At 40.1% G+C, this 21,948-nt stretch carries 20 protein-coding genes and 1 pseudogene; 10 read left to right on the top strand and 11 right to left on the bottom strand.

The genetic code is table 11. The features are described 5' to 3' along the window. The first annotated feature begins 121 nt into the window (after positions 1–121). Positions 122–886: a substrate-binding periplasmic protein gene (locus ACHSBP_RS17335; protein WP_395389775.1), complete on the top strand. Its 765-nt coding sequence runs from the start codon at positions 122–124 to the stop codon at positions 884–886. 60 nt (positions 887–946) lie between these two features. Here the strand turns inward: ACHSBP_RS17335 and ACHSBP_RS17340 are convergent, their stop codons facing one another. Together ACHSBP_RS17340 and ACHSBP_RS17345 are read right to left on the bottom strand one after the other, a co-directional pair. After that, complete coding sequence (locus ACHSBP_RS17340) at positions 947–2,161, bottom strand: hypothetical protein (RefSeq protein ID WP_395389776.1); 1,215 nt, start codon at positions 2,159–2,161, stop codon at positions 947–949. A 321-nt stretch (positions 2,162–2,482) separates the two neighbouring features. Continuing rightward, positions 2,483–2,935, bottom strand: a complete 453-nt coding sequence (locus ACHSBP_RS17345) for a GNAT family N-acetyltransferase (RefSeq protein ID WP_395389778.1) — start codon at positions 2,933–2,935, stop codon at positions 2,483–2,485. A 384-nt stretch (positions 2,936–3,319) separates the two neighbouring features. On the opposite strand from ACHSBP_RS17345, the gene ACHSBP_RS17350 reads away from it, so the two are divergent. The 4 genes from ACHSBP_RS17350 to ACHSBP_RS17365 all read left to right on the top strand — a co-directional run bounded on the left by ACHSBP_RS17350 (position 3,320) and on the right by ACHSBP_RS17365 (position 8,220). Next, positions 3,320–3,694 carry a BlaI/MecI/CopY family transcriptional regulator gene (locus ACHSBP_RS17350; protein WP_010558299.1) on the top strand — a complete coding sequence of 125 codons (375 nt, stop codon included), beginning with the start codon at positions 3,320–3,322 and terminating at the stop codon, positions 3,692–3,694. A 3-nt stretch (positions 3,695–3,697) separates the two neighbouring features. Then, positions 3,698–5,008, top strand: a complete 1,311-nt coding sequence (locus ACHSBP_RS17355; protein WP_395389779.1) for a M23/M56 family metallopeptidase — start codon at positions 3,698–3,700, stop codon at positions 5,006–5,008. A 1-nt stretch (position 5,009) separates the two neighbouring features. Further along, positions 5,010–6,272 carry a M23 family metallopeptidase gene (locus tag ACHSBP_RS17360; protein WP_395389780.1) on the top strand — a complete coding sequence of 421 codons (1,263 nt, stop codon included), beginning with the start codon at positions 5,010–5,012 and terminating at the stop codon, positions 6,270–6,272. A 298-nt stretch (positions 6,273–6,570) separates the two neighbouring features. After that, entirely contained in the window at positions 6,571–8,220 is a 1,650-nt protein-coding gene (locus ACHSBP_RS17365; RefSeq protein ID WP_395389781.1) for a hypothetical protein, read from the top strand. Positions 8,221–8,269: 49 nt separating this feature from the next. Here ACHSBP_RS17365 and ACHSBP_RS17370 read toward each other — a convergent pair whose 3' ends face one another. After that, entirely contained in the window at positions 8,270–9,151 is an 882-nt protein-coding gene (locus ACHSBP_RS17370) for a LysR family transcriptional regulator (RefSeq protein WP_395389783.1), read from the bottom strand. A 106-nt stretch (positions 9,152–9,257) separates the two neighbouring features. Between ACHSBP_RS17370 and ACHSBP_RS17375 the strand changes: the two genes are divergently transcribed. Beyond that, on the top strand, positions 9,258–9,908 hold the full coding sequence (locus ACHSBP_RS17375; protein ID WP_395389785.1) for a peroxiredoxin-like family protein: 651 nt from the start codon (positions 9,258–9,260) through the stop codon (positions 9,906–9,908). Between the two features lie 48 nt (positions 9,909–9,956). On the opposite strand, the pseudogene ACHSBP_RS17380 reads toward ACHSBP_RS17375, so the two are convergent. Beyond that, positions 9,957–11,882, bottom strand: a pseudogene (locus ACHSBP_RS17380) (alpha/beta fold hydrolase). A 244-nt stretch (positions 11,883–12,126) separates the two neighbouring features. On the opposite strand from ACHSBP_RS17380, the gene ACHSBP_RS17385 reads away from it, so the two are divergent. Continuing rightward, positions 12,127–12,435: a hypothetical protein gene (locus ACHSBP_RS17385; protein WP_395389786.1), complete on the top strand. Its 309-nt coding sequence runs from the start codon at positions 12,127–12,129 to the stop codon at positions 12,433–12,435. A gap of 464 nt (positions 12,436–12,899) precedes the next feature. Here the strand turns inward: ACHSBP_RS17385 and ACHSBP_RS17390 are convergent, their stop codons facing one another. After that, entirely contained in the window at positions 12,900–13,421 is a 522-nt protein-coding gene (locus ACHSBP_RS17390) for a peptide-methionine (S)-S-oxide reductase (RefSeq protein WP_395389788.1), read from the bottom strand. Between the two features lie 178 nt (positions 13,422–13,599). On the opposite strand from ACHSBP_RS17390, the gene ACHSBP_RS17395 reads away from it, so the two are divergent. Further along, a complete protein-coding gene (locus ACHSBP_RS17395; protein ID WP_395389790.1) occupies positions 13,600–15,447 on the top strand; it encodes a TonB-dependent receptor plug domain-containing protein in 1,848 nt (615 codons plus the stop codon). 73 nt (positions 15,448–15,520) lie between these two features. On the opposite strand, the gene ACHSBP_RS17400 is transcribed toward ACHSBP_RS17395, so the two are convergent. The 3 genes from ACHSBP_RS17400 to ACHSBP_RS17410 are packed head-to-tail and all read right to left on the bottom strand — an operon-like array spanning position 15,521 to position 16,723. Continuing rightward, positions 15,521–15,751, bottom strand: coding sequence for a 4-oxalocrotonate tautomerase family protein (locus tag ACHSBP_RS17400; RefSeq protein WP_395389791.1), 231 nt, complete (start codon positions 15,749–15,751; stop codon positions 15,521–15,523). Between the two features lie 2 nt (positions 15,752–15,753). After that, positions 15,754–16,116: a nuclear transport factor 2 family protein gene (locus ACHSBP_RS17405; RefSeq protein ID WP_395389792.1), complete on the bottom strand. Its 363-nt coding sequence runs from the start codon at positions 16,114–16,116 to the stop codon at positions 15,754–15,756. Next, a complete protein-coding gene (locus ACHSBP_RS17410; RefSeq protein WP_395389794.1) occupies positions 16,106–16,723 on the bottom strand; it encodes a glutathione S-transferase family protein in 618 nt (205 codons plus the stop codon). Before ACHSBP_RS17410 ends, ACHSBP_RS17405 begins: the two co-directional genes overlap by 11 nt. 136 nt (positions 16,724–16,859) lie before the next feature. Here ACHSBP_RS17410 and ACHSBP_RS17415 point away from each other — a divergent pair, with 136 nt between their 5' ends. Beyond that, positions 16,860–17,738 (top strand): LysR family transcriptional regulator, encoded by an 879-nt coding sequence (locus ACHSBP_RS17415; protein ID WP_395389796.1) that lies wholly within the window; start codon positions 16,860–16,862, stop codon positions 17,736–17,738. Positions 17,739–17,884: 146 nt separating this feature from the next. On the opposite strand, the gene ACHSBP_RS17420 is transcribed toward ACHSBP_RS17415, so the two are convergent. Together ACHSBP_RS17420 and ACHSBP_RS17425 are read right to left on the bottom strand one after the other, a co-directional pair. Then, positions 17,885–18,424, bottom strand: a complete 540-nt coding sequence (locus tag ACHSBP_RS17420) for a hypothetical protein (protein WP_010558313.1) — start codon at positions 18,422–18,424, stop codon at positions 17,885–17,887. Between the two features lie 283 nt (positions 18,425–18,707). Further along, positions 18,708–19,493 (bottom strand): hypothetical protein, encoded by a 786-nt coding sequence (locus tag ACHSBP_RS17425; protein WP_395389798.1) that lies wholly within the window; start codon positions 19,491–19,493, stop codon positions 18,708–18,710. A 208-nt stretch (positions 19,494–19,701) separates the two neighbouring features. On the opposite strand from ACHSBP_RS17425, the gene ACHSBP_RS17430 reads away from it, so the two are divergent. Further along, positions 19,702–20,232, top strand: a complete 531-nt coding sequence (locus tag ACHSBP_RS17430; RefSeq protein WP_395389799.1) for a GNAT family N-acetyltransferase — start codon at positions 19,702–19,704, stop codon at positions 20,230–20,232. A 52-nt stretch (positions 20,233–20,284) separates the two neighbouring features. Here ACHSBP_RS17430 and ACHSBP_RS17435 read toward each other — a convergent pair whose 3' ends face one another. After that, on the bottom strand, positions 20,285–21,898 hold the full coding sequence (locus ACHSBP_RS17435) for a methyl-accepting chemotaxis protein (RefSeq protein ID WP_395389800.1): 1,614 nt from the start codon (positions 21,896–21,898) through the stop codon (positions 20,285–20,287). Positions 21,899–21,948 lie beyond the last annotated feature (50 nt).

The following is a 21,948-nucleotide window of genomic DNA, read 5'->3' on the forward strand; positions in this document are numbered from 1 at the left end:
ACTTGGCACTAATTTGCGTTGAGCTACAATTAAAGCCTGACTAATATCAGGCTAAATGGCTGGAAAAAGCGCATACATTTAGGCAATGTGTGCAATGGGTTGTAATTGTTGTGTGTTCTTTATGAAAAACTCAGTTCTTGTATATGTCATACTTATCGTCACTCTTTTTTTCAGTGTCACTTGCTCTGCTACACAACTTCGCTTTGTCGCTGAAGACTTATACCCGCTTCATTTTAAAGATAAAAATAACCAGCCAGACGGCTTTTTAGTTGATGTCGTTAACGCGGTACTTGATGACTGTGCGTGCGCTGGCAAAATTGAAATCATGCCGCAAGCAAGAGCGTTTCGTGAACTACAGTCGCAGCCGAATGTAGTAATGATGTCGCTGCTTAAAACGCCCGGTCGTGAAACAAATTACTTATTTCTAGGTTCAGTATTTAACGCCCACGCCTATTTAGTTGGTTTGAAAAGCAATCAATTTGAGTTATTTAACCTACACAGTGCACGAGGATTACGTGTTAGCACAGTGCGAGGGTATTTTAGCCAACGCTATTTAGAAAACGCTGGATTTTCACTTGAACGCGATTTAGTGCTTGCACCAGAGCCTGAAAGCTTAATGAAAATGCTTTATAAAAATCGTACCGATTTAGTGCTAACTAACACCTTACATCTCGATAAAGAACTTAACAGTATTGGCCTTGATCCAACAAAAATTGAGAAAAAACTGCATTTACCTGACTTTCCAAATGAACTGCATATCACGGCAAACAGAAAATTAGAGAATACGCTCGCGATAAAACTAACAAACTCGCTCAACGCCATTAAACACAACGGGCAATACCAAATGTTGTTAACTAAATGGAACCTAAACGAAAAGGCGCATTAAATTCACTTAATAGTTACGTGAATACGCGCCTTTTAACGATTTAACCTAAGCTAAGGTTATTTACAAAACATCGAACACTTTCACCCTATCAGAATCGCTACCAATAGATTGCAGAGCTAATTTAACCGTTTCAGTTAGTTGCGCTTTATGAGGTGATTTTTGACAAATATGGATCAGCGTTTTGCTTAATTCATAATCAGAGTCAATAAACTTGCTAGCTAATTCAATCGACTGAGCAGTAGTTGCGCGGTCCATTGTTTGATACGGCAGCAAAAGAAAAGCTCTTTTCATTTCATAATCTGAATCAATGTGCTGCATAAAAGTTAGCATCGCTTCAAAATCATCTGGTGTTTTAACTTCGCTCGCTAATGCATTTACGACGCGGTAAGCCTCATAATCTGAACCAATATCAGCGCTTGCAGTAAACATATCAGCAATTGATAAGTGTGTTGATTGTGATGATATTTCACTTATTAATCTGAATTTTTCATAATCACTATCAATGGTTTTTGACACATCAAAATAAGCTTGATGAACCGTTTGCGCATTAGGCAGTTGTGGTGCTAGCTTGCTGAGCAAAACACGTGTTTCATAATCTGAACTCATGCCATTTAATCCGCGTAAAAGCGTAAGCCATACTTGCTCTGGAAGCTGTTTTTGCTTATCTAAAAAACGCTCTGCCGTTACTCTTTGGCTGTAGTCACTCTTAATTTGAGCAAGTACAGCCAACACTCGTTTTTGCGCCAGTACGTCTAAGTTATTGGCACTAACTGCTGCGATATACGCCGATTTTGTATCATCGTTATTTGCCCGTTCCATTTGGTTAAGTGCTGCAGATATTCCCTGCTGTTCAATTAATGCCTTCGTACGCTCAACAGCAAATAATGGGGTATTATCAAACACGCTTGTCATAAACTGTTCAATTTCATGTTTACTAGGCGTATTCCCTTTTTGATCACCATACGTCACTTCACCATTTTTCTCGCTGATCATCAAAAAGTCATCTGATTTGAAATGCTTAATCTTAACAAAACTGCCTTTACTCATACTTGTTATGGTTAACGCGTCTGAGCTAAAGGTGATTGGTCCGTTAATTTCTGCAATAACCTGATATTCATCACCAAATTGCTGATAATTTTTTTTAATTTCGGTAATTGCACCATTTGAGTTGGTTTTGATGTATTGATGACTCACAACGCCACTACACCCTGACGCAATAAGAACGATGGCAGCTAAGCTTGTAAGGTGAAGCGATTTAAAAAGAGATGTGTGCATAAAATTGTAATCCATTATTGTTTTTAGAATATATTCGCTTTAAGGCAAGCCGCATACCAAAGTGTAACCCTATGATATTTAGTTATTTAATAATATACACGGTGAAATATACCAAACAAAAAAACCAAAAGTTAGTATTTTTAGCCATATAAGCTTAAATCTAACTTTCTGAATATGCTTGAAGTTTTAACAGTGCTGCTTAAATCTAATTCTTAGTTTGCTTAAGGTATTGTATGACTTTTTCTATAAGAAAATAATTTCAGGTTAAGAGAAATTTAAATATGGGGATTAGGTATAGATTAGTCGGTCAGTAACCATGCTTTAATTGCGCGACACATTGTTACGAATCATTTCATTTGCATACACTGGCTCACCATTATATTCAGTAAGAAACTCAGCAGACACTTTAAATCCATATGCTTTGTAGAGCTCCTTTGCGGGCTCATTTGTTTTAGCGACAAATAGGCTAGCCTTGCCGTTTATTTGTGACAATAGAAATTCGAAAATTTGTTTTCCAATTCCCTTTCCTCTTGCACTAGGGCACACAAATAACGCTCTGATCTCGGACTCGAATATTGCCCCATAACCGAGAATCTCACCATTATCAAAAACATATATCTTTGATTCTTTTATCGCTGACAGTCTCTTTTCATCGTTCTCTAACGGTAAGAGTTTAAACGCTCTTTGCTCAAAGCGAAGCTCATCCAATTTGGATTTCGCATAAATCTGCAAAACACTTGGGAAGTCTTTCTCGTTGTACTCTCGAATATGCATATCAAGCTAGCTCCAAACAAAGGCTGATGATGCTCGGCAAAACTTTTTCTGTCGCAGCTTCGCCTATTTATATTTTAACGTAACACATAACACTATTAATTAGTGGTTACTAGTCAGATATTTAAAAACTAATTTAACACAAGTTTTTTATGTAAACCGAAGTTATCCTCCATCTAACGCTCAGCAACTCCTTAAAAACCAATCATCAATTCAAACAAATAACATGCAGAATCATCTTGTTTAAAAAAGGTATTTTAGGCGTTCACCAACAAATAAAACACCAACTGCGACTTGTGTCACACTAAAAACACTGTTAAATTGCGACACCTGTCACATAAAACTTGTGACTTCCCATATTCGAATAAACATAAAAAGGAAACTGTTTTGCAACTTACCGGCCCAGAACTCGAAATACTCAAGTCTTTATGGCAGCAACAGCCGCTAACGGGTAAAGAAATTCACCAACGGATGGAGTCACTCTACGGTTGGAGTTATTCATCTACACGCAAAACATTAGAGCGCATGGCGCAAAAAAACTATGTCAGTGTAGAAACGCAAGGGAATAAAAAAATCTATTCAGCATTACTTGATAAAGTGCCTACGCTCGCCGCATTTGTAAAAGACTTCTCTGAACGCGTACTTGAAATAGACGGCAATTTACCCGTTGCCATGTTCTCTGGCAGCCAATTGTTTGAACAAGATGAACTCTCTGAATTGGAGGCTCATTTAAATACATTACAACAACAGAAAAACAACTAAGTTATGTGGTTAATCTCATTTTTATGTTGGCTAGTAATTAGTTTTTTAGTTGCTGCTTTATTAAAAAAAATAGCGAAAAAAGAGCGCCTTTCACCGCTGTTTTGTTGGGTTGCACTCATCCTTCCATGTGCGGTATTTTTACCAAATTTCGACGTATTCACGGTGACAGAAGTCAACTTTGTTTGGCTTAGTTCCAGTGCGCAACAACAAATGCAATTTGTTGGTGAAGTGGCGAAGCAAACCACTAGTCAAAACGGCTTTAACATTAATTGGTTGCTTTTTGGGGGGCTTTTTATCCCATCTGCATATCGCCTAATGAGACTAACTAAACGTTATCGTAACGCAAAGGCATTAATTGCGACGGGTACTCCGTATCACTTAAGTACTGTGCCTTGTATGGTGATGCCGATGAATCAATCGCCGTTTGTTATTGGTTTTCATAAACCTACGCTTGTGTTACCTCAGTATTTTATGCATTTGAGCAAACAGCAGCAGGATATTATTCTCGCCCACGAAGAAATGCACATTGCTAACCGAGATCATTTTCATACTTGGCTGTGGTTAGTTTTGGTTGAAATCTGTTGGTTTAATCCCGCTATAAAACGGCTCAGCGAATTGTATGTAAATGCAATGGAACAACGCTGCGATTTACAAACAATCTCGCGCCATCGCTATACGCCGCAAGATTACGCTAATACCTTGTTACTCAGTATTAAATTATCACAGCAAGGCGCGTTAAACCCATTTGCTGCTTATTTTACAGGGCAAACCATCAAGGTAGCCGACTACAAGCAACGCTTTACGTTTATTTTTAGCCACGCGCCAGTCCAAATTAAAAAATCACTTTATGTGTTCAGCTGCGCGCTATTAATTGTTGTACTGGCACAAGGCGCAATATCGCAAGTATATGCAGGACAAGATAAGTGGCAGTATCCGGTCGCAAATATCGATATCAGCTCTCATTATGGCCACGTAACTTCGTTTCGCAAAAACCGGCCTCATCGCGGCGTGGACTTAGTTGATGCAAAAGGCACATCCATTGTTGCCGCAAAAACTGGCAAAGTGATTATTGCCGACAACAAAACTATGGCAGCTGCATTTGGTAACACCATTGTGATCCAACACAGCAATGGCTGGCAATCGCTCTACGCGCATTTAGACGAAATTTCAGTTACTCAAGGTCAGTGGGTTAAAAGCGGCGAGCTGATAGGAAAAATGGGGGATAGCGGCAAGGTAACAGGCACACATTTGCATTTTGAACTAGCAAAAGATGGCCAAACAGTTGATCCACTCATTTATTTAAACGAGAAATAACATGCATTTTTCACGTATTATTTTAGTAGCATTATTACTCGTAGGCTGTGATGAACAAAGCCAATGTAACGATGAAATGCAAAACAACAACGTCGACATAGAAGACTCACGTACGCAAGTAAGTTCGCACGAAAAAGACAATACAGCTCCGCATAACACTGAGGTGACACATCAAACCTATATCCTAAATAAAGGTGATACACTGACCCATTTATTACGTTTGGCGGGATTTTCATTTTCAGAGGTTTACGCCTTAGCCGATGCGATTAAACCACTCTATGATTTTAAGAAAATTCAGTCGCACACTCAGTTTGATGTAATTGAAACGCCAAACAGTAAAACCATTCGATTTGCAGCGAGTTTCGCACAATTAATTAACGCAAAATTAGTAAAAGGAAATTGGGAAATTACGCAAAATGCAATCACAACCCAAACGGAGAAAATAAGTCGTTCTTTTGCAATTAATCACAGCCTTTATCAAGCGGCGAGCGATGCTGAAGTACCCAATAATGTGATTAACAGCGCGATATTAGCGATGTCACATTTTGTTGATTTTCAAAGGGAGATTCGACAAGGCGATCAAATTACCTTAAATTTTAATAGCGTAAAACTCACGCAAGATGCACATTTATTTAGCACCTTTAGTAACCCACAACAGCTGGTTGCGATTTCCTTTATCAATCAAGGTAAACATTACGAACTTTACCATTACCAAGACACTTTTTACTTTAAAGATGGCAAGCTAGCACAGAGCTTTTTAATGAAAACCCCACTTAATGGCGCGCGATTGTCATCAAACTTTGGTAAACGAAAACACCCCGTTTTAGGCTACACAAGGCAACATAAAGGCATTGATTTTAGCGCACCAATTGGTACGCCAATTATGGCAGCGGGTAAAGGCAAAATACTAAAAGCCAGCTACAGCCGAAGCTTTGGTAATCGTGTGCTAGTTGATCACGGCAACGGCTATCGCACTTTGTATGCACATTTAAAAGGCTTTGCTAAAGGTATCAAGCATGGTGCTCGTGTAAGCCAAGGGCAAACAATTGGCTTTTTAGGCAATACAGGGCTTTCTAGCGCACGCCATCTGCATTATGAAGTGCATAAAAACGGTAAAGTAATTAACCCATTAAAAATGAAGCAACCAAGTAATATTCAATTAACGGGCGATGAGTTACACGCCTTTAAAAGCCACATTAGTACTATTGATAAACGCTATGCGGCGTTGGTTTACGATAGCAATAATAAAAGTGCTTTAGACTAATCAAAAACCCAGTCAGGTAAATTCTGACTGGATCCTACTCTATCTATCACCACAAAATTTATTTTGATTTTTTCAAAAAACGGAGTGCCGTTTCAATCTAAAAATGCAATAAAAAACGTAACTAACTAATTTTTAGAAGAGTATTTAGTGCTTTGTTGAAACATTGCAAATCCCTCCTGATTTTTAAGAGATAACGCGCCCAATTTTAGGCATTTGTCTGTACGCAAAGAAGCGCTGGTTGACTACTTTTTAAACGCGGGACACTCCCGAGCAAGGAATTAATCAAAAGGAATTCAATATGAAAAAACATAATCTATTAAGTCACCTGATCATTTTTGTATTTTTGTTCTCTGGGAATGCAACAGCGGCTCAAGGGGATGTTGATACTAATTATGGTGTTGGAGGCATAGTTCATACGCCTTCGGGTGCTAACGTTATTGCTGCATCTGCCACTTCAAATAATGGGATTATCATTGCTGGAATAGGCCATCATCCGAGCGACTTTAGAATAACCCAACTATTAAGTGACGGAACTGAGGATGCAAGCTTTGGCAGTTCTGGGCATGTTGAAATAAACCTACCCTCTGTACTCGGTATTAGTAATTTCAATTTAACCGATATGGCGCGCACCAATAATCAAGAAACAATTATTACTGGATTTAACCTTGGCTCTATTGGTGGCGATGGCGTACTTGCTAAGTTAGATGCAAACGGTAACTTAGATAGCACTTTTGCCAATGGTGTAGGAGCCTTAACATTAAGAAATTTCGCACCGTTTACTGGTCAAGGTCATATAATTCCTTATGCTCTTGCTGTTGATGCAAATAACCACATTTTGGTTGCCACAAGATGCTTATATGGCACATTAGTTGCGCGCTTTACGCCATCTGGCACACTTGATAATAGCTTTGCAAATAACGGAGTATTGGCCGTTTCATACCCACTTGGTGGCCAATTTCCTCATATGCCTGTTAGTTTAGAAATAGATCCGCTGGGTATTATTACATATGGCTATTGGGTGCTTACTGGTTCATCAACTGCGGTAACAACCAAAGTAGTGACACAATTAGATCCTAACGGAAACCTCGTAACTAACTTTGGTAACTCAGGCCATATAATTGTACCCGCTGCAAATGGTGAAGAGTTAGTCAGTGTAAAGCGCGATATAAATAACCGCACTTTATTGCTTACCAAAAACTGCGTTTTGTCACGATATACGGCAAATGGTATGTTAGATACTTCTTTTGGCAACAACGGAGCAGCAAACGTTGTTGTGCCTAATGGCAGTTCGTCACTATGCTTAGGTCTTACATTGAGACCGACTTCTGCACCTATCGTTACCGGAAGTATTCAACAAAATAATAACCATCAACTTTTAGTCGCACGCTTTGATAACTCAGGTCAACCAGTAGCAAACTTTGCAAACGGCGGTGTTGCTATCGTTGGTCAACCGCCATTTGCCGGAATCGTGAATGCTTATGGCGCAGCCTTTTCAGTATTACAATCAAATGGACACATTCAGGTAGCCACTACCGAACGCCCTTATTTAAACAATTTTGCTGTGACAGCTATTGAAGATACAGCTCTTAATGTATCCCCGCGTCCAGCAAGAATTGGACGCCGAATGTCTGTCGCACTTAATACTTGGACATACTCTATTCCATTTACTGTAAGTGACTTAACGTCTGGTGCCAAAGTTATGGCAATAATTGAACAAGGCGAATACTCCATTAATAATGAACCTTACACAACATCGCCAGGGTTCGTACAAAATGGAGATTTAATTACTGTGCGTCACCGTTCGGCATCTTGCTTCAACTGCAGCAAACGCTCAACACTTGAGTTAGGTGGTTATTACGACGCTAAAAACGGGGGGCAACGATTAGGTGGCAGTCGAACCTACAGTTTTAGTAGCTTAACCAAGGGGCTAATCGTTTCACCGCTTTAACATGCCAAGGGCTAGCATTTCAGCTAGCCCTTGGCGTTGAATATATACCCTAAGTTTTTTCAAACAACGACTTCATAAATTCATAAAACACTTCGGTTTTACGTGTAACTAAACTGTTTTGCGGTTTTAGAAACCAAACTGGCGCGTCATCATCTAACAAGGTGTTTGGTAAAATCTCAACTAATTGTCCAGCCGCTAATTCATCTTGTATTGCCAAGCGCGATTTAATTGCAATACCCAGCCCTGCAACTGTAGCTTGTGTCATATTATCCGAGTTTGAAATCGTCAGTTGAGTTGCCACACTGTGGTTAATAACGCGGTCATTATCTTTAAATTTAAGCTGCCGTTGCCATGGTAAACAGACCCATTGGTGATTAGTAAGATCGGTTATCGATTTTGGTGTGCCCTGCTTTGCCAAATAAGTAGGTGATGCACACAAAATACGTGAATTACGGGCAATCTTGCGCGACAGTAAGTTAGAGTCGGTTAATAGCCCTACCCGAATTGCAACATCTTGCGCATCATCCACCACATTCACAAATTGATCGGTGATCATAAAATCCAGCTTTAAATCGGGATAGTGTGACTCAAACGCTGCAAGTGCGGGCAATACAAATTTGGAAAAAACCCACGGTGGCATGGTCACTCTCAGCACACCCGAAATGGCCGAACCTCGGGCACCAATTTGATGCTCTGCATCGTACAACGCCTCTAAAATTGCCACCGCGCGTTGATAAAATACCTCTCCTGCAGGCGACAACCGCATACGCCGGCTATCTCTAAAAATAAGTACCGTATTAAGCGATTTTTCTAGCTTATTTAAACGATGACTGACCGTTGCAGGGGAAAGACCTTGTGCTTTTGCAGCAACAACCACCCCTTGATTTTCAACAATGGCAATAAAGGTTTCTAAATCACATAAACTATACATAGCGTTGATTTAATATTTTCGAATTTAGGTTTCATTTTTCTATTGTATATCTAAAAAAATAAAACTCTATACTGAGTTCATTGTTGACATAAAAAGTGGAATACATATGACATTAAAAAGCCAAATCGACGCGTTTGAAGTCGAAAAAAAAGCTAACCTTAGTAACGATATTTTAGATTTAATGGATATCACCACAGATAAACTAATTGCAAAGCAGTTAAGCCAGCATGCACTTAAAGTGGGTGATACGCTGCCAGCATTTAACTTACCAAATAGCGATGGCACTTTAGTTAGTTCACAAGCATTATTAGAAAAAGGCCCACTGGTGCTTAGTTTTTATCGCGGTGGATGGTGCCCTTATTGTAATTTAGAACTGCGAGCGCTAAATGCACTTTCAGCCGAATTTACAGCACATAACGCACAATTAGTTGCTGTTTCACCACAGTTACCAGACAATTCACTTTCTACCAAAAACGAAAATGAGCTTGCCTACACTGTACTTTCGGATGTGGAAAATACCTTAGCAAAAGCCTGTGGTTTAGTATTTACCCTTGATGAGCGTTTAGTTCCGGTGTATCACCAACTTGGTCTTGATATTCCAAAAGCGAATGGCGACAACAGTTATGAATTGCCCCTACCGGCAACCTATGTCATCGATCAAAATGGCGTAATTCAATTTGCCTTTGCAAAAGAAGATTACACCCTAAGAGCTGAACCTGAGGACGTACTTTCAGCGGTTAAAGCGCTAGCGAGATAAAAAAAGCCGGAGATTACTCCGGCTTTTTGCAATTTTAAAAATCGTTGATTAGTTATTTAAATAGGTATTTAAAAACTTGAGGTAAGCATTCGATGCTTCAATGCGGTTTTCTTTTTTAGTAAAACCATGGCCTTCATCATCAAATAAGACATACTCTACCGGTACGCCATTTGCTTTTACCGCTGCCACCAGCTCATCACTTTCTACTTGCAGTACACGAGGATCATTCGCACCTTGAATTACCATTAAAGGTTTGGTGATATTTTTAGCATGGAATAATGGCGAAATAGCGCGGTGACGCTCACCATCTGTTGCTGGGTCGCCCATTTCATCGTAAAGCGCTTTTTTAAAGCTCTCCCACCATGGTGGAATAGAATTAAGCGTTCTTACCCAGTTAGTGACACCAAAAATATTAATACCTACTTTAAATTCTTCTGGCTCAAACGCAAGCGCTGCCGCGGTCATAAAGCCACCGTAACTGCCGCCCATAATGCCAATTTTATCGCCATCTACCCAATCTAAACTTTGTAAGTGTTGTTTACCGTACACGATATCTTGCAAGTCATCAGTGCCGTGTTTTTTATCATCCAAATGGAAGAAAGTTTTGCCATAGCCCTAGCTACCTCGGTTATTCACCGCAAAAATTGCATAGCCATGGTTTACCAAGTGCTGCTGCATAGCGCTATAACCGGTGCGGCTTTGTCCACCTGGTCCGCCATGCACCCACACAAGTGCAGGTACTTTATTATTGCTATTTGCTTGTTTTGGTTTGTATAACACACCTGGGATTTCCAACCCATCAAAGCTTTTAAAACGCACAATAGTACTTTCAACCAGATCATTTTGATCAATTGCAGCACTTAAACTGTTTGTAAGTTGTGATGCCTTTGATGATCCTACCTGCCAAACAAATAAATTATTAGGTGACGTATCGGAATTTAAGTAAAACGCCATGGTTTTTTCATCTGCCGAGAAATTTACGCCACGTAAATTCCCCGCAGGTAAACTTGGCATCGCAATCGATTGCCCAGTTTTTGTATCCATCACAGTGACTTTAGTGCTGGCATCGGCATTTACACCACTCACTTGGTAACGCCCTGATTTAGAGAAGTAAATAAAATTAACATCCCAGTCATCTTTGAGTGCAAGGCGATGTTCACCCGAGGTTAAATCGTAGCGCCAAATCTGTGCAAATTCGCCTTTTGCGTTGGTTGAGTAATAAAGTGCTTTGCTGTCTCGCGAGAAGGTTTCTGGGCCAAATGTGGCTTCAACATCTTTTCCTGCAATCAACTCTGGTTTAAGTGTTTTTTTCATCGTATCGAGAATAAACACATCGCTATCTTTGTTTGAGTTATTTTTAGAAAGCGCAATAAAACGGCCATCAGGGCTAATTGCCCCCACATCTAAACCCATTTTATTTTGATAAACAGGGGTTACTTCATAGCTTTTTGCGTCAACACGGTATAAATCCATAAACTTAGCATCGCGCTGGTTACTGGTGATGTAAAAATGACTACCATTTTCTGTGAAACCGGCAAAGCGCGCACGGGTTTCTTCACCTGGCGTTAAGTCTCTAACGCTGCCGTCTACTTCGCGTACATACACATGAAAACGCTCATTACCGCCTGAATCTTTGGTAAAGATCACACGTTCGTCATTTGGAAAATAACGCACCGCGTAGGTACTGTCTTGGAAATCTGTTAAGCGTGTTTTTTTTGCGGTTTTAATATCAACCGCATAAAGGCTATAAATGCCACTTTCATCGCTGCTCACCAGAATTTTGTCACCATTTGGTGAAAAACTACTACCCATAATAGAGGTGGTGTCAAAGAAAGTTTCAGCATCATATTGTTTTAATGTTTGTGCTTGTTGTACGGCCTCTGCCGCTTTCGATGTACTGCTTGTTTGTGAACAGCCTGCCAACGCAAGCCCCAGCGCACAGGCGACAGCGGCTAATTGAAAATGCTTTTTCATTGTAATTATTCCTTGTAAATTATCCGCTTTCGATTGTTACCTGAACAATTTATAGACACAAGCGTCAAATAAGAATAATTGTTTCAAAATGTTGAAATGCGTAACGGGTAATCTCATAGGGCTGTTACAACACTCTGTCCGTACTTGCCATTAATCACTTGACCAAACCGTTAAACACATAACGAGGGCTATTAGCAGGTGTTTGATTATACTCATAAACATAATAATAACAGGGAGTATTGAAATGAAACCTACATGTCCAGAATGTAATAATGAAATCACGTTTTTGCAAAGTTTTAGAAATATTAATCCGTGGAATTACCACTGTCCGAACTGTAGAAAGCGTATCGATATCAGTAAAAAATGGAAAAATATCACCCTAATATCAGCTGGATTAGGGGTTATTTACGGTCTTTTCACTGCCGCCAACGATATACCTATGTTGCAGGCATTTGTACCTGTATTAATTGTCGCTTTATTCGCACAGTGGTTTGTTTGGCAACGTATAACATTCCACAAATTTAATAATGCAAACCAACAACAAGATACTTAATAATCACCAAACAAAAAGAGCTTTGAGGTTGATGCCCAGGGTCTGTTGATCTTTCAAGTTCGTTTTGCAGCAGTTTGATTGGGTTTTATACAAGGCAGAGGCTGCGTGGCATAGTTATTCTATGTGAGTCAGCCGATAACACAGTAGAAAACCCAATCAAGCGTTGCCGAACGGTTCTTTTGAGCGCACTTTTCTCATTGTTGCCTACACGGATGTAGGTAAGGGGCGTGAGCAGGACGCGGAAGCTTTGCTCGATATTCGCTTAGATTGGTAGGCCACACATCGAGCGCCGCGATAAAAGCACGCTTAAAGAGAACAAAAATAGAATAGCAAAGATCAACAGACCCTAGTTTATTGCAAACTGCATCAACCGAGCTAAATACGTAGCGCCAGACATCTTAAATATTATGTAAGAACCTTTCTGCATACCCACCTTGTGACAAACAACTTATAAGGTCAACAATTTACTGTTTGTATTTATGTAAAAGCGATTGCGGAATATGGCAGTAGTCATCAGGGCAGCGAGTAAGCCTATCTTGATGTTCTTCATCACTTTTTACGTAATTGGTAAGGGGCAATACTTCTACTTTAATCTGTTCTTTATCATCTCGAGCATTAATAAACGCAGCAGCAGCGCCCAAATGAGCTGGGTTTTGGCTATAAACCCCCGTACGGTATTTCTCCCCAATATCTTGCCCCTGCTTATTAATACTGTACGGGTCGATAATTTCAAAGAAATACGCCATCAATTGCTCAATCGTGATACATGCGGGATCAAACTGTACTTTTACACATTCTGCATACCCATCGTATGGCGCATGTGTGCTGTTGGCAGTGCCGTTTGCTCTGCCTGCTTCACTGTTTATTACACCGGGAAGATGTCTTAGGTATTCTTGCACCCCCCATAAACAGCCACCTGCAAAGTAGATAACGTGATCTAACGTGTTTGCGCTAGCAACGCAGCGCTGTTTGTTTTGTTTATTCATAAATATATAAAGTTGAGAATGATTCGTATATGCCTCAGGAGTTAGATCATATACAATGCGCGCCAAATTAGCGATGTTGTTATATGGGTAGTCCCCTGTGTTTTATTTGAGCCAAGCTAGTTGGCAAGTAGCCCTTACAACAACTGAATGTAGTTACTTACGTCTAAAAGGAAATCACATGTTTCGCGTTGCAAACGCTTTGTTATTAAGCACGCTCTCCGCTTACTCTTTCGCGTCAAGCGACCTTGCCTCTTCTACCGAAATCGAAAAAATCACCGTTCAAAGCGCTGCCACGGCAAATAACCGTCCTGTCGGCACCTTTGACTCACCTGTTTCAAATTTAGAATACGACCCGCGCGTTGATTTGCAATCGCGTAATATGGCTGAAGCGCAGGCTGATGTTACCATCCGCGGCGGTATTTTTGAAAACACAGGTTTTCGCATTGGCAGTGCAACCTTATACGACCCGCAAACAGGCCATTACTTTGCTGAAATTCCTATTGCACCTGAAATGCTATCTAAACCACAGGTATTCACTGGCGTAGATAACGCCCTTTACGGTGTTAATAGTTCTGTAGGTTCAATCGCTTATCAATGGAATACTATTAATAGCGGTGGCAATGTATCAGCAGGTGCTGGTAACAATGGGTTTAAACTGTTTAGATTGCACAGTGCATACAGCACACAGCTTGCATCTAACCGTTCGTGGACTTTAGGCGTGGAAGGTGAATACTCTCACTCACAAAGTGATGGTACCATCGAGTTTGGCGATCATGATTTTGACCGCGCCTCAGGACGCGTGCAACTCGCCAGCGAACATTCTCAAACCGATGTGTTTTATGGACAACAAGAGAAATTCTTCGGCTGGCCAAATATGTATACGCCATTTAACGTGAACGAAACAGAAGCGTTAAAAACTAAGCTGTTTATGATAAATCACACGCAGCAATACACAAATGATAGTCACTTTGAAGTAACCGCGTACCACAGAAAACATCAAGATCATTATGTGTTCTCAAGAGAAAACCCATCAATGTTTGAGGCTTTTCATGAAACGGAAGTAGACGCTTTTGCTTTATCAGGCACGCACAGTGTAAATAGCCAATTTAACGTATTGTATTCGGCGCAAGCGATGGCTGATTCAATTGAATCAACTACCCTTGAAAACAATTTTACTTCGCGTGATTATTACAAACTGAGTGTTATACCTGAATACACCACCTCACTTGATGCAAACCAGAGCCTAACCGCTCGACTTGGCGTTGCATTTGACGACACTAATCGTGATGACTCTCATGTATCTGTAATTGGTGATATTTCATGGCTAACACGTGGTCAAGGTAACTCAACACGCAAATTCTACCTATCGTATGCTGAAGCTACGCAAGTTGCTGGCTACACCGCAATTGGAGGCAGCGAAACGGGCGGCCTATTTAGAAGTAATCACGATTTAAAACGTGAAGTAAGTAAGAACATTGAAGTTGGGATGTCGCTTGATGCCCTAGACTGGCGCTTCGATTCTTCACTTTTTTATCGTTTTGATAACGATTTAACTGACTGGACATATAGTTTTGATGCAACTTCAGCGCGCGCAGCCAACGCCGTTGATATTGACACGCTAGGTTTTGAACTTTTTGCGATTAAAAGTTTTGGTAACGCCGATATTGTCGCTAGTTACACTTATTTAGATAAATCTGAAAACTACTTTGACGACACCGTAGACGCCAGTTTTTATGCGTTAAATTATCCACCGCATCGCGTAACGCTTGGCGCCGTATGGCACCTTCATGACAGTGTGGTACTGCGCATTGATAATGAATGGCGCAAACAGCAAGAAAATGCCCTGCGTAACGGCGATGACAACGCGCTGTTCACCCACTTAACTGCTACCTATACACCAAGCCAATTATCAGGTGTAAATGTGGTGTTCGCCGTTGATAATTTATGGAATGAAAAATTCGAAGAAGTACCAGGTACACCAGGTCGCGGTGAACAATACTCGATTACTGCAAATTATACTTGGTAATTGCTTCGACTTAGTTTCTCTAAGTGTAAAATGAAAATAGCAGCCATTAGGCTGCTATTTATCGCATTACTAGTTAAATGCTCTCCTTATTTTGCGCTCGGTAGTCAATGACAGGCACTCCCCCTACCCCCCAATTAGCCAGCGCAACCTCACTAATAACAACATGCGTTGTCTTTGGGTCTTTATTTAATACATTTTGCAGTAACTCGGTAACACCAGCAATTAGCAGGCGCTTTTGCTCATCAGTCGGGCCTACATTATGTGTACCACTTTCTTTCGTTACCTGAATGTTTACGTATGGCATAACTATTCTCCTACTCTGGGTGCATACATTTTATTCACAATACGCCAACGGTTGTTTTCATAAAGCAGCCCTAAATAATCGATATATTCTTGTCCTAATAGAGGACAATACACTTTAACAAGCGCTTGCTCTCCTATAACTTCTAATTGCAACACCTTATAACTAAACGGATCACCTTTTTCATGAGGAACTTCACGAGCAGCAACTAGCGAAAGCCAACTGTCTAAATCTCTACGAATACCGGGGGCTTTAAGTACACAATCATGGCTGAAAATGGCATGTAGCTTTTCAATATCGGCGAAATGTAATCCCTCAAAATAAGCATTTACAGTGTTGACCACCGCCTCTTTTGCATTAATATCCATGTTTTTTCTGATCCGCCTGTTCATTTTTTAATGCAAGCTTAAAAGCATCGAGTGCAAATACGTTTTTGAGCATCGCTTGGATACGTTCGCTCAATGGAATATCGACCGGAAAATACGCCCCCCAACGCGAATAAACAGCCAACAAAATATCAGCGGCCGATACTGATTCTCCACCAAGAAATGCGTTACCACATAATTTCTGATCTACTACTTGCCATAAATGGTTGATATGTTCACGTGCCGCATTAAACAAAATAAGCTTTGTTTCTTGGTCTAACTCTAAGTTATTAATAAAGAATAAGCGGCTATAGGCTGGATGCATACTTGCATTGGCAAACATTATATTTTCAATCGCGTGCAGGCGTTGAACACCATTTGCAGGCAGCAGGTCATTTTCATGTTTATTTAACAAATAAAGTAAAATTGCCGCGCCTTCGCACATAACCTCTTCACCGCATTGCAAGGCCGGCACTTGCTTCGCAGGATTTACCTTAGCAAAGCTATCCAACACATTTACCGAAGCTAATTGAGGTGGTTGATCGAGTAAGTTTAGTACTGTATGTGTTGCTAATGAACATGCGTCAGGAGAATAAAAAAGCCGATACATTTTGGTGTTTCCTTTTATTTTTTAATATTGAGTAAATTCAAAATCAGTATGTGCTAAAGAATTAAATCCAAAAATCATAGAAATGGAACTAAACTAATGCCAAAATGGAAACAGTTTTAACAGAAAGCATATCAGCATGAATAAACTCAGATGCATGCACCTCTTCGCGCGTCTTGCTGATCTTGGCAGTTTTGCCGCGGTCGCTGAAGAATTGGGCGTAACACCATCGATGGTGAGTAAAGAAATTCAAAAACTTGAAATGACGCTTGACGCTCGCTTACTTCACCGCTCAACACGTAAAATTCAACTAACTCACATTGGTGAGGGGTACTTAAACCGCTGTCGAGAAATACTCGCTCAAGTTCATGATGCTGATGCCTATGTGCAGCAAATGCAAAACAGCGTAAAAGGCAAACTCAGAATTAATTTACCAATGGCGTTGGGGTTAACCGATTTAAATGCTGTGCTAAGTGACTTTATGAGTGCATACCCAGAAGTCGAATTAGATATTCACCTAGGCGATGAAGCATTAGATCTATTGGAACATGGTTTTGATTTAGGCTTTCGTGCTAGCAGCACTGTATTTGATTCCAATTACATTGGTAAACCACTCACCAAATTTACTTATCATGTCTGCGCTTCGCCAAATTACTTAGCAAAGCATGGCGATGTAACAACGCCTCAGTCACTTAAAACACATAATTGTTTTATCTACAGCTACTTTAAAGGAGGTAATAAATGGCCAATAAATGAAGGAGTGACCGTAACAGGCAATTTAAAAGTGAATTCTACTTTGTATATGAAAGATGTGATTGTAGCGGGTTTAGGTATCGGTTTTTTACCAAGCTTTGTTGCGAAACCCGCATTTAAAAAAGGTCAGCTTGTTGAGGTGCTAAGCAACTGTTCGAAACCAGATTTAACTTTGTACGCTTTATATCCAAACCGCAAGCATACCCCTCCTATTCTTGCAAAGTGCATAGAGTTTATCGCTGATTGGTTTTCCAAAAAACCTTAAGAATTCAGCTAACCAAAAAGCCAAACCCTGAACGGAATTAACATAGCGCGATTATAAACGCTAATGCTGTTAATTATGTTCGTTTGCTGAATGAAAATTACAATAGGTGGGTGACGCACACCACACCATAACTGATAGCGTTTATTTTAGGCTTCGCATTGCCAATTAGGTGCTTTGTTGCCAATTGTGATTTGAATATTGTTTTCACCAAATTTGCTAATTGACGGCTGAATTGCCGCTTCAAAGTCACGAGCGGTGCGCTCAAACTGACGCGCATGCAGTTCAAGGGCTTCAATATCTTTGCTATGAGAACGGACTATCGCTTCCATTTTTTCAGCGATTTGTTCGTGTTGCTTAATTAATTTTTTATTCACAACCACAGTATCGCCATCTTCAATAACCATATCACCTGATAAGCTATCTAATGCATGCTCATGTTTTGCAAGTTCACGTTCCATACTTTTCATCGGCTTTTCAAGCGTTTTTAGCTTCACTTCATCCGCTTTCATTGCATGGTAAGCGGTCAGTTGCAAATCTGTCATCGCGATAGTATCTAGGCGCTTACAATCCTTAAACACATAGATGTTCGGTGCATCATTCTCCAATGTGTTGTCTGATGTTGCATTTGCAACCGCGCAAGCGGTAAGAATAGCCGAACTTAACATAACAAGGGCGAACTGTTTCATAGCGTTTAATCCTGTTGAGTAAATGTATTGGTTTAAAAGCTTAGTCGCGAGCAAAAGGAAAAAGGTTTAATAAAAAGCTAATTTTTATTAATCAAAACAAAATGTAACAATGACTCATACTTTAAAATAAACAACTGATCATCGAGCTACTACAAGCTAAACATCTATTTGTCATTGATAATAAAGATGCTGTTGCACAAAAATCGGAGTATTCGCACGCTCAAATAATATTTGGGGAAAGTTTAAGCGGGGCTACCCGCTTTTTATATGCGCTGTTATCAGCTTAATTTGCCAAGGCTTGATTAAAGTACTCTTGATAAAACGCCTCAGCATCAATTTCAGATAGCGTTTTCCAAAGCTTATTCGCCAATAGAGGCTGGCGCTCAAAAAATTGATGGCTAAACATCAAATATCCAATACTTTGATTAATTGGAATGGTATTTTGTTCAAAGCCAGTTGGTACATCTTCCATATGACAATTACTTAGCGAAACAGCCACACGCCCCTTGAATAGTAGCTCATGGGCTTTATTTATTGATGGTGATTCGTATATATCGAAACCTTTTTTGCGCATTTCGCCAATAACGCCATAACCATTTGGAATAGACATACTCATTGGTTTGTCAAAACTCAGTGTTTCGCCATCCCAATTTATGCTGCCCGCTTTGTATAACAAACACGATGCAGAATTCGAAAAACTAAAGCGGTTTTCTAATTCGCCATCGCTACTTTTTGGGTAACGGGCTATTTGCTCTCTGAGCGGATGATACCGCCCCACCACAGCATCTACTTTGCCACTAGCGAGGTCGTTTAAACAACGTTTCCAAGGATAGCGCACAAATTTAATGGTTAAACCGGGATGATAAGTCGCTACTTGATTCAAAATATCAATTGTCGGACCTGGCTTAGACTGAGGTACTAATGGGCCTTCACCATAAAAATGAGGTAAAACAGGTTTGTTTTCATAACAATAAGTTAATGTCACTTGTTTATTGCTAGTTCCATGCGCGTGCAATGACAAAAAAATGAGTACTGTTAAAAACATATAATTAAATACATTTTCAAGCATAGCGCACCTTAAAAATTAAATTACATCATGTTGAGTTTAGACCGAGATAAGTAAAGATTGTATTCAAACAATTTAAAAAACATGCAACTCATCATGTTATTAAATAATTGATTACGCTTTTTCTTACAACTAATCCCCTAATTCATTGAGCTAGTTTAATAATTTTGACATATTATGCTAAAAACATAACGAGCAACCTATCTACAAAATGGAACTTGAAACCGAAAGACTTCTTCTTAGATCGCTTTCTTCTGACGATTGGCAGTTTTTCAAACATTTGCACCAATTGCCAGCGGTTATGCGCTTTATAAGCGATATGCCTACGCTTGATGTTATAAAGCAACGATTTGATGAACGCTGTATTTCTTGGCAAAAACAATCTAACGATTGGCTTACACTCACTATATTCGATAAAAATACCATGACGCCTATTGGCGTAACCGGCTTTTTATCACAGTGGCAACCTTATCAGCAAGCCGAGCTTGGCTTTATGCTTGACCCTGAATTTCAAGGATTAGGTTATGCGAAAGAGTCAACGCGTAAAGTGATGGCGTTTGCATTTGATGAATGTGATTATCACAAAGTAACTGCTACGGTTACACAAGGCAACGACGCATCAAGTCGATTATTAACTGCGCTGGGGTTTAAACTAGAAGGCGTGCTCAGAGACAACTACAAAATTGATGATAAGTGGTTTAACGATCAGAAGTTTGGCATGTTGAAAAACGAGTTTTCTTAAAACAAAACACCTACAGCAGAAAATAGTAGGTGTTTTGTTTTAAAGTACTTAGTTAAAGATTAAAGCGCGATGTTGCATCCAGTAACTTGTCTGATAAATCATGCAGGTTTGTTGCAACACTGCGAACTTGCTCTAGTGAGTTTAATGTCGACTCAAACGACGAGTGCATATTTGACACATTATCAACCACGATTGAAGCGACCGACGTTTGCTCTTCGGTTGCCGTAGCAATTTGTGCGTTCATACCATTAATCGCCAATATTTGTTCGGCGATTTTACGAATTGAGTCACCTGTTTTTGCTGCGTTGTCTGAGTTCTGTTTGGCTTTTTCCATTGCTGAATTCATTGCTGTTACCGAGTCATTAGCAGCCACTGTCAAAACATTTAATAAATCGCGAATTTCGTTTGTCGATTTTGCGGTACGCGATGCAAGTTCACGTACTTCATCAGCAACCACGGCAAAACCACGCCCTTGTTCACCTGCACGCGCCGCTTCAATGGCCGCATTAAGCGCAAGTAAATTCGTTTGCTCAGCGATAGAGGTAATCACGTTTAGAATTTGCCCTACGTTTTGAGTGTCATTGGCTAATTGATCAATGGTGCCCGATGCCGCCTCGATTTCATCTCGAAGTGCATTTGATTCTGTTACCGAAGATTCAATTTGCTGCGCGCTGACTTCCACTTCTTTTTCAGCGCTTCTTGCTGCTTCTGCGGCACTCGCCGCCGAGTTAGAAATGTCACCTACACTTAATTTCATCTCTTCCATTGACTGGCGTACAATCTCTGCATCATGTGATTGTTGGTTAGTTGCGTTTTCAGCGCGCTCCATACCTTGTACCAAGCGCGTTGAGTTTTCCATTAACGGGCTGACTACTGACACAACGTTTTCTACCGAGTCTTTCAATAACGATATAAAGCCATTAAAGTTTTGCGATACTTGACCAATTTCATCTTCACCTCGCACTTCTAACTTACTGCTTAAACTGCCTCCGCCATTGGCAAGTTGTTCAAGTGAAGACGCAACTTCTTTAGCTGATTGACTAATGGCTTGCGCAATGTAAATGGCCAATAACGCAGACATAATGATGGCGATAACAATAATCCCGATGGTTACACTAATCGCATCGCTTGAACGCTCTAATGTATCGCTAATAAGCGCCTGAAAACGCTCATCTGACTTAGCTTGAAATGTTTCAAAATGACTCACTAGCTCTTCATATTTTGCGGTTTTTTCCTGTGCTTGTTGTTGGATTTTTGAAAAGTCGGCTGTGCCGTTAATCATACCCGACGCTATGTCTTTTGCTATTTTACTGTACTCTTGCAACAGTTTAATATCTCGACCACTGGCATCCTCAGGCGATAAACGCGAAAGTTGTTCAAGGTTCTGTTTTATCAGTTCACCGGTCTCTGTTGCTTTACCAATCAATTCTTCATCGCCAAATGTAACCGACTGAGTATAAAGCTCATCCAATTTTTGCACTAAATATTTGTTAGCAGTTGCAAATTTCACTACTTCGTAACTGACATTCGAAATTTCGTTAATGGATTTTTCATTATCCACCATGGTACTGCGACTAACCGCCAAAATAGCGATTAACAGTATCACAGTTAACCCTGTAATTAGGTGTATCTTCTTGTTTATACTTAAATTGCTAATAATATTCATTCTGCTTGTTACCCTACATTAAGCTATTGTTTTAAATAAGCCCTTTTAAG

It is taken from the genome of Pseudoalteromonas sp. XMcav1-K (genome assembly GCF_044005875.1).
Lineage (GTDB): Bacteria > Pseudomonadota > Gammaproteobacteria > Enterobacterales > Alteromonadaceae > Pseudoalteromonas > Pseudoalteromonas spongiae.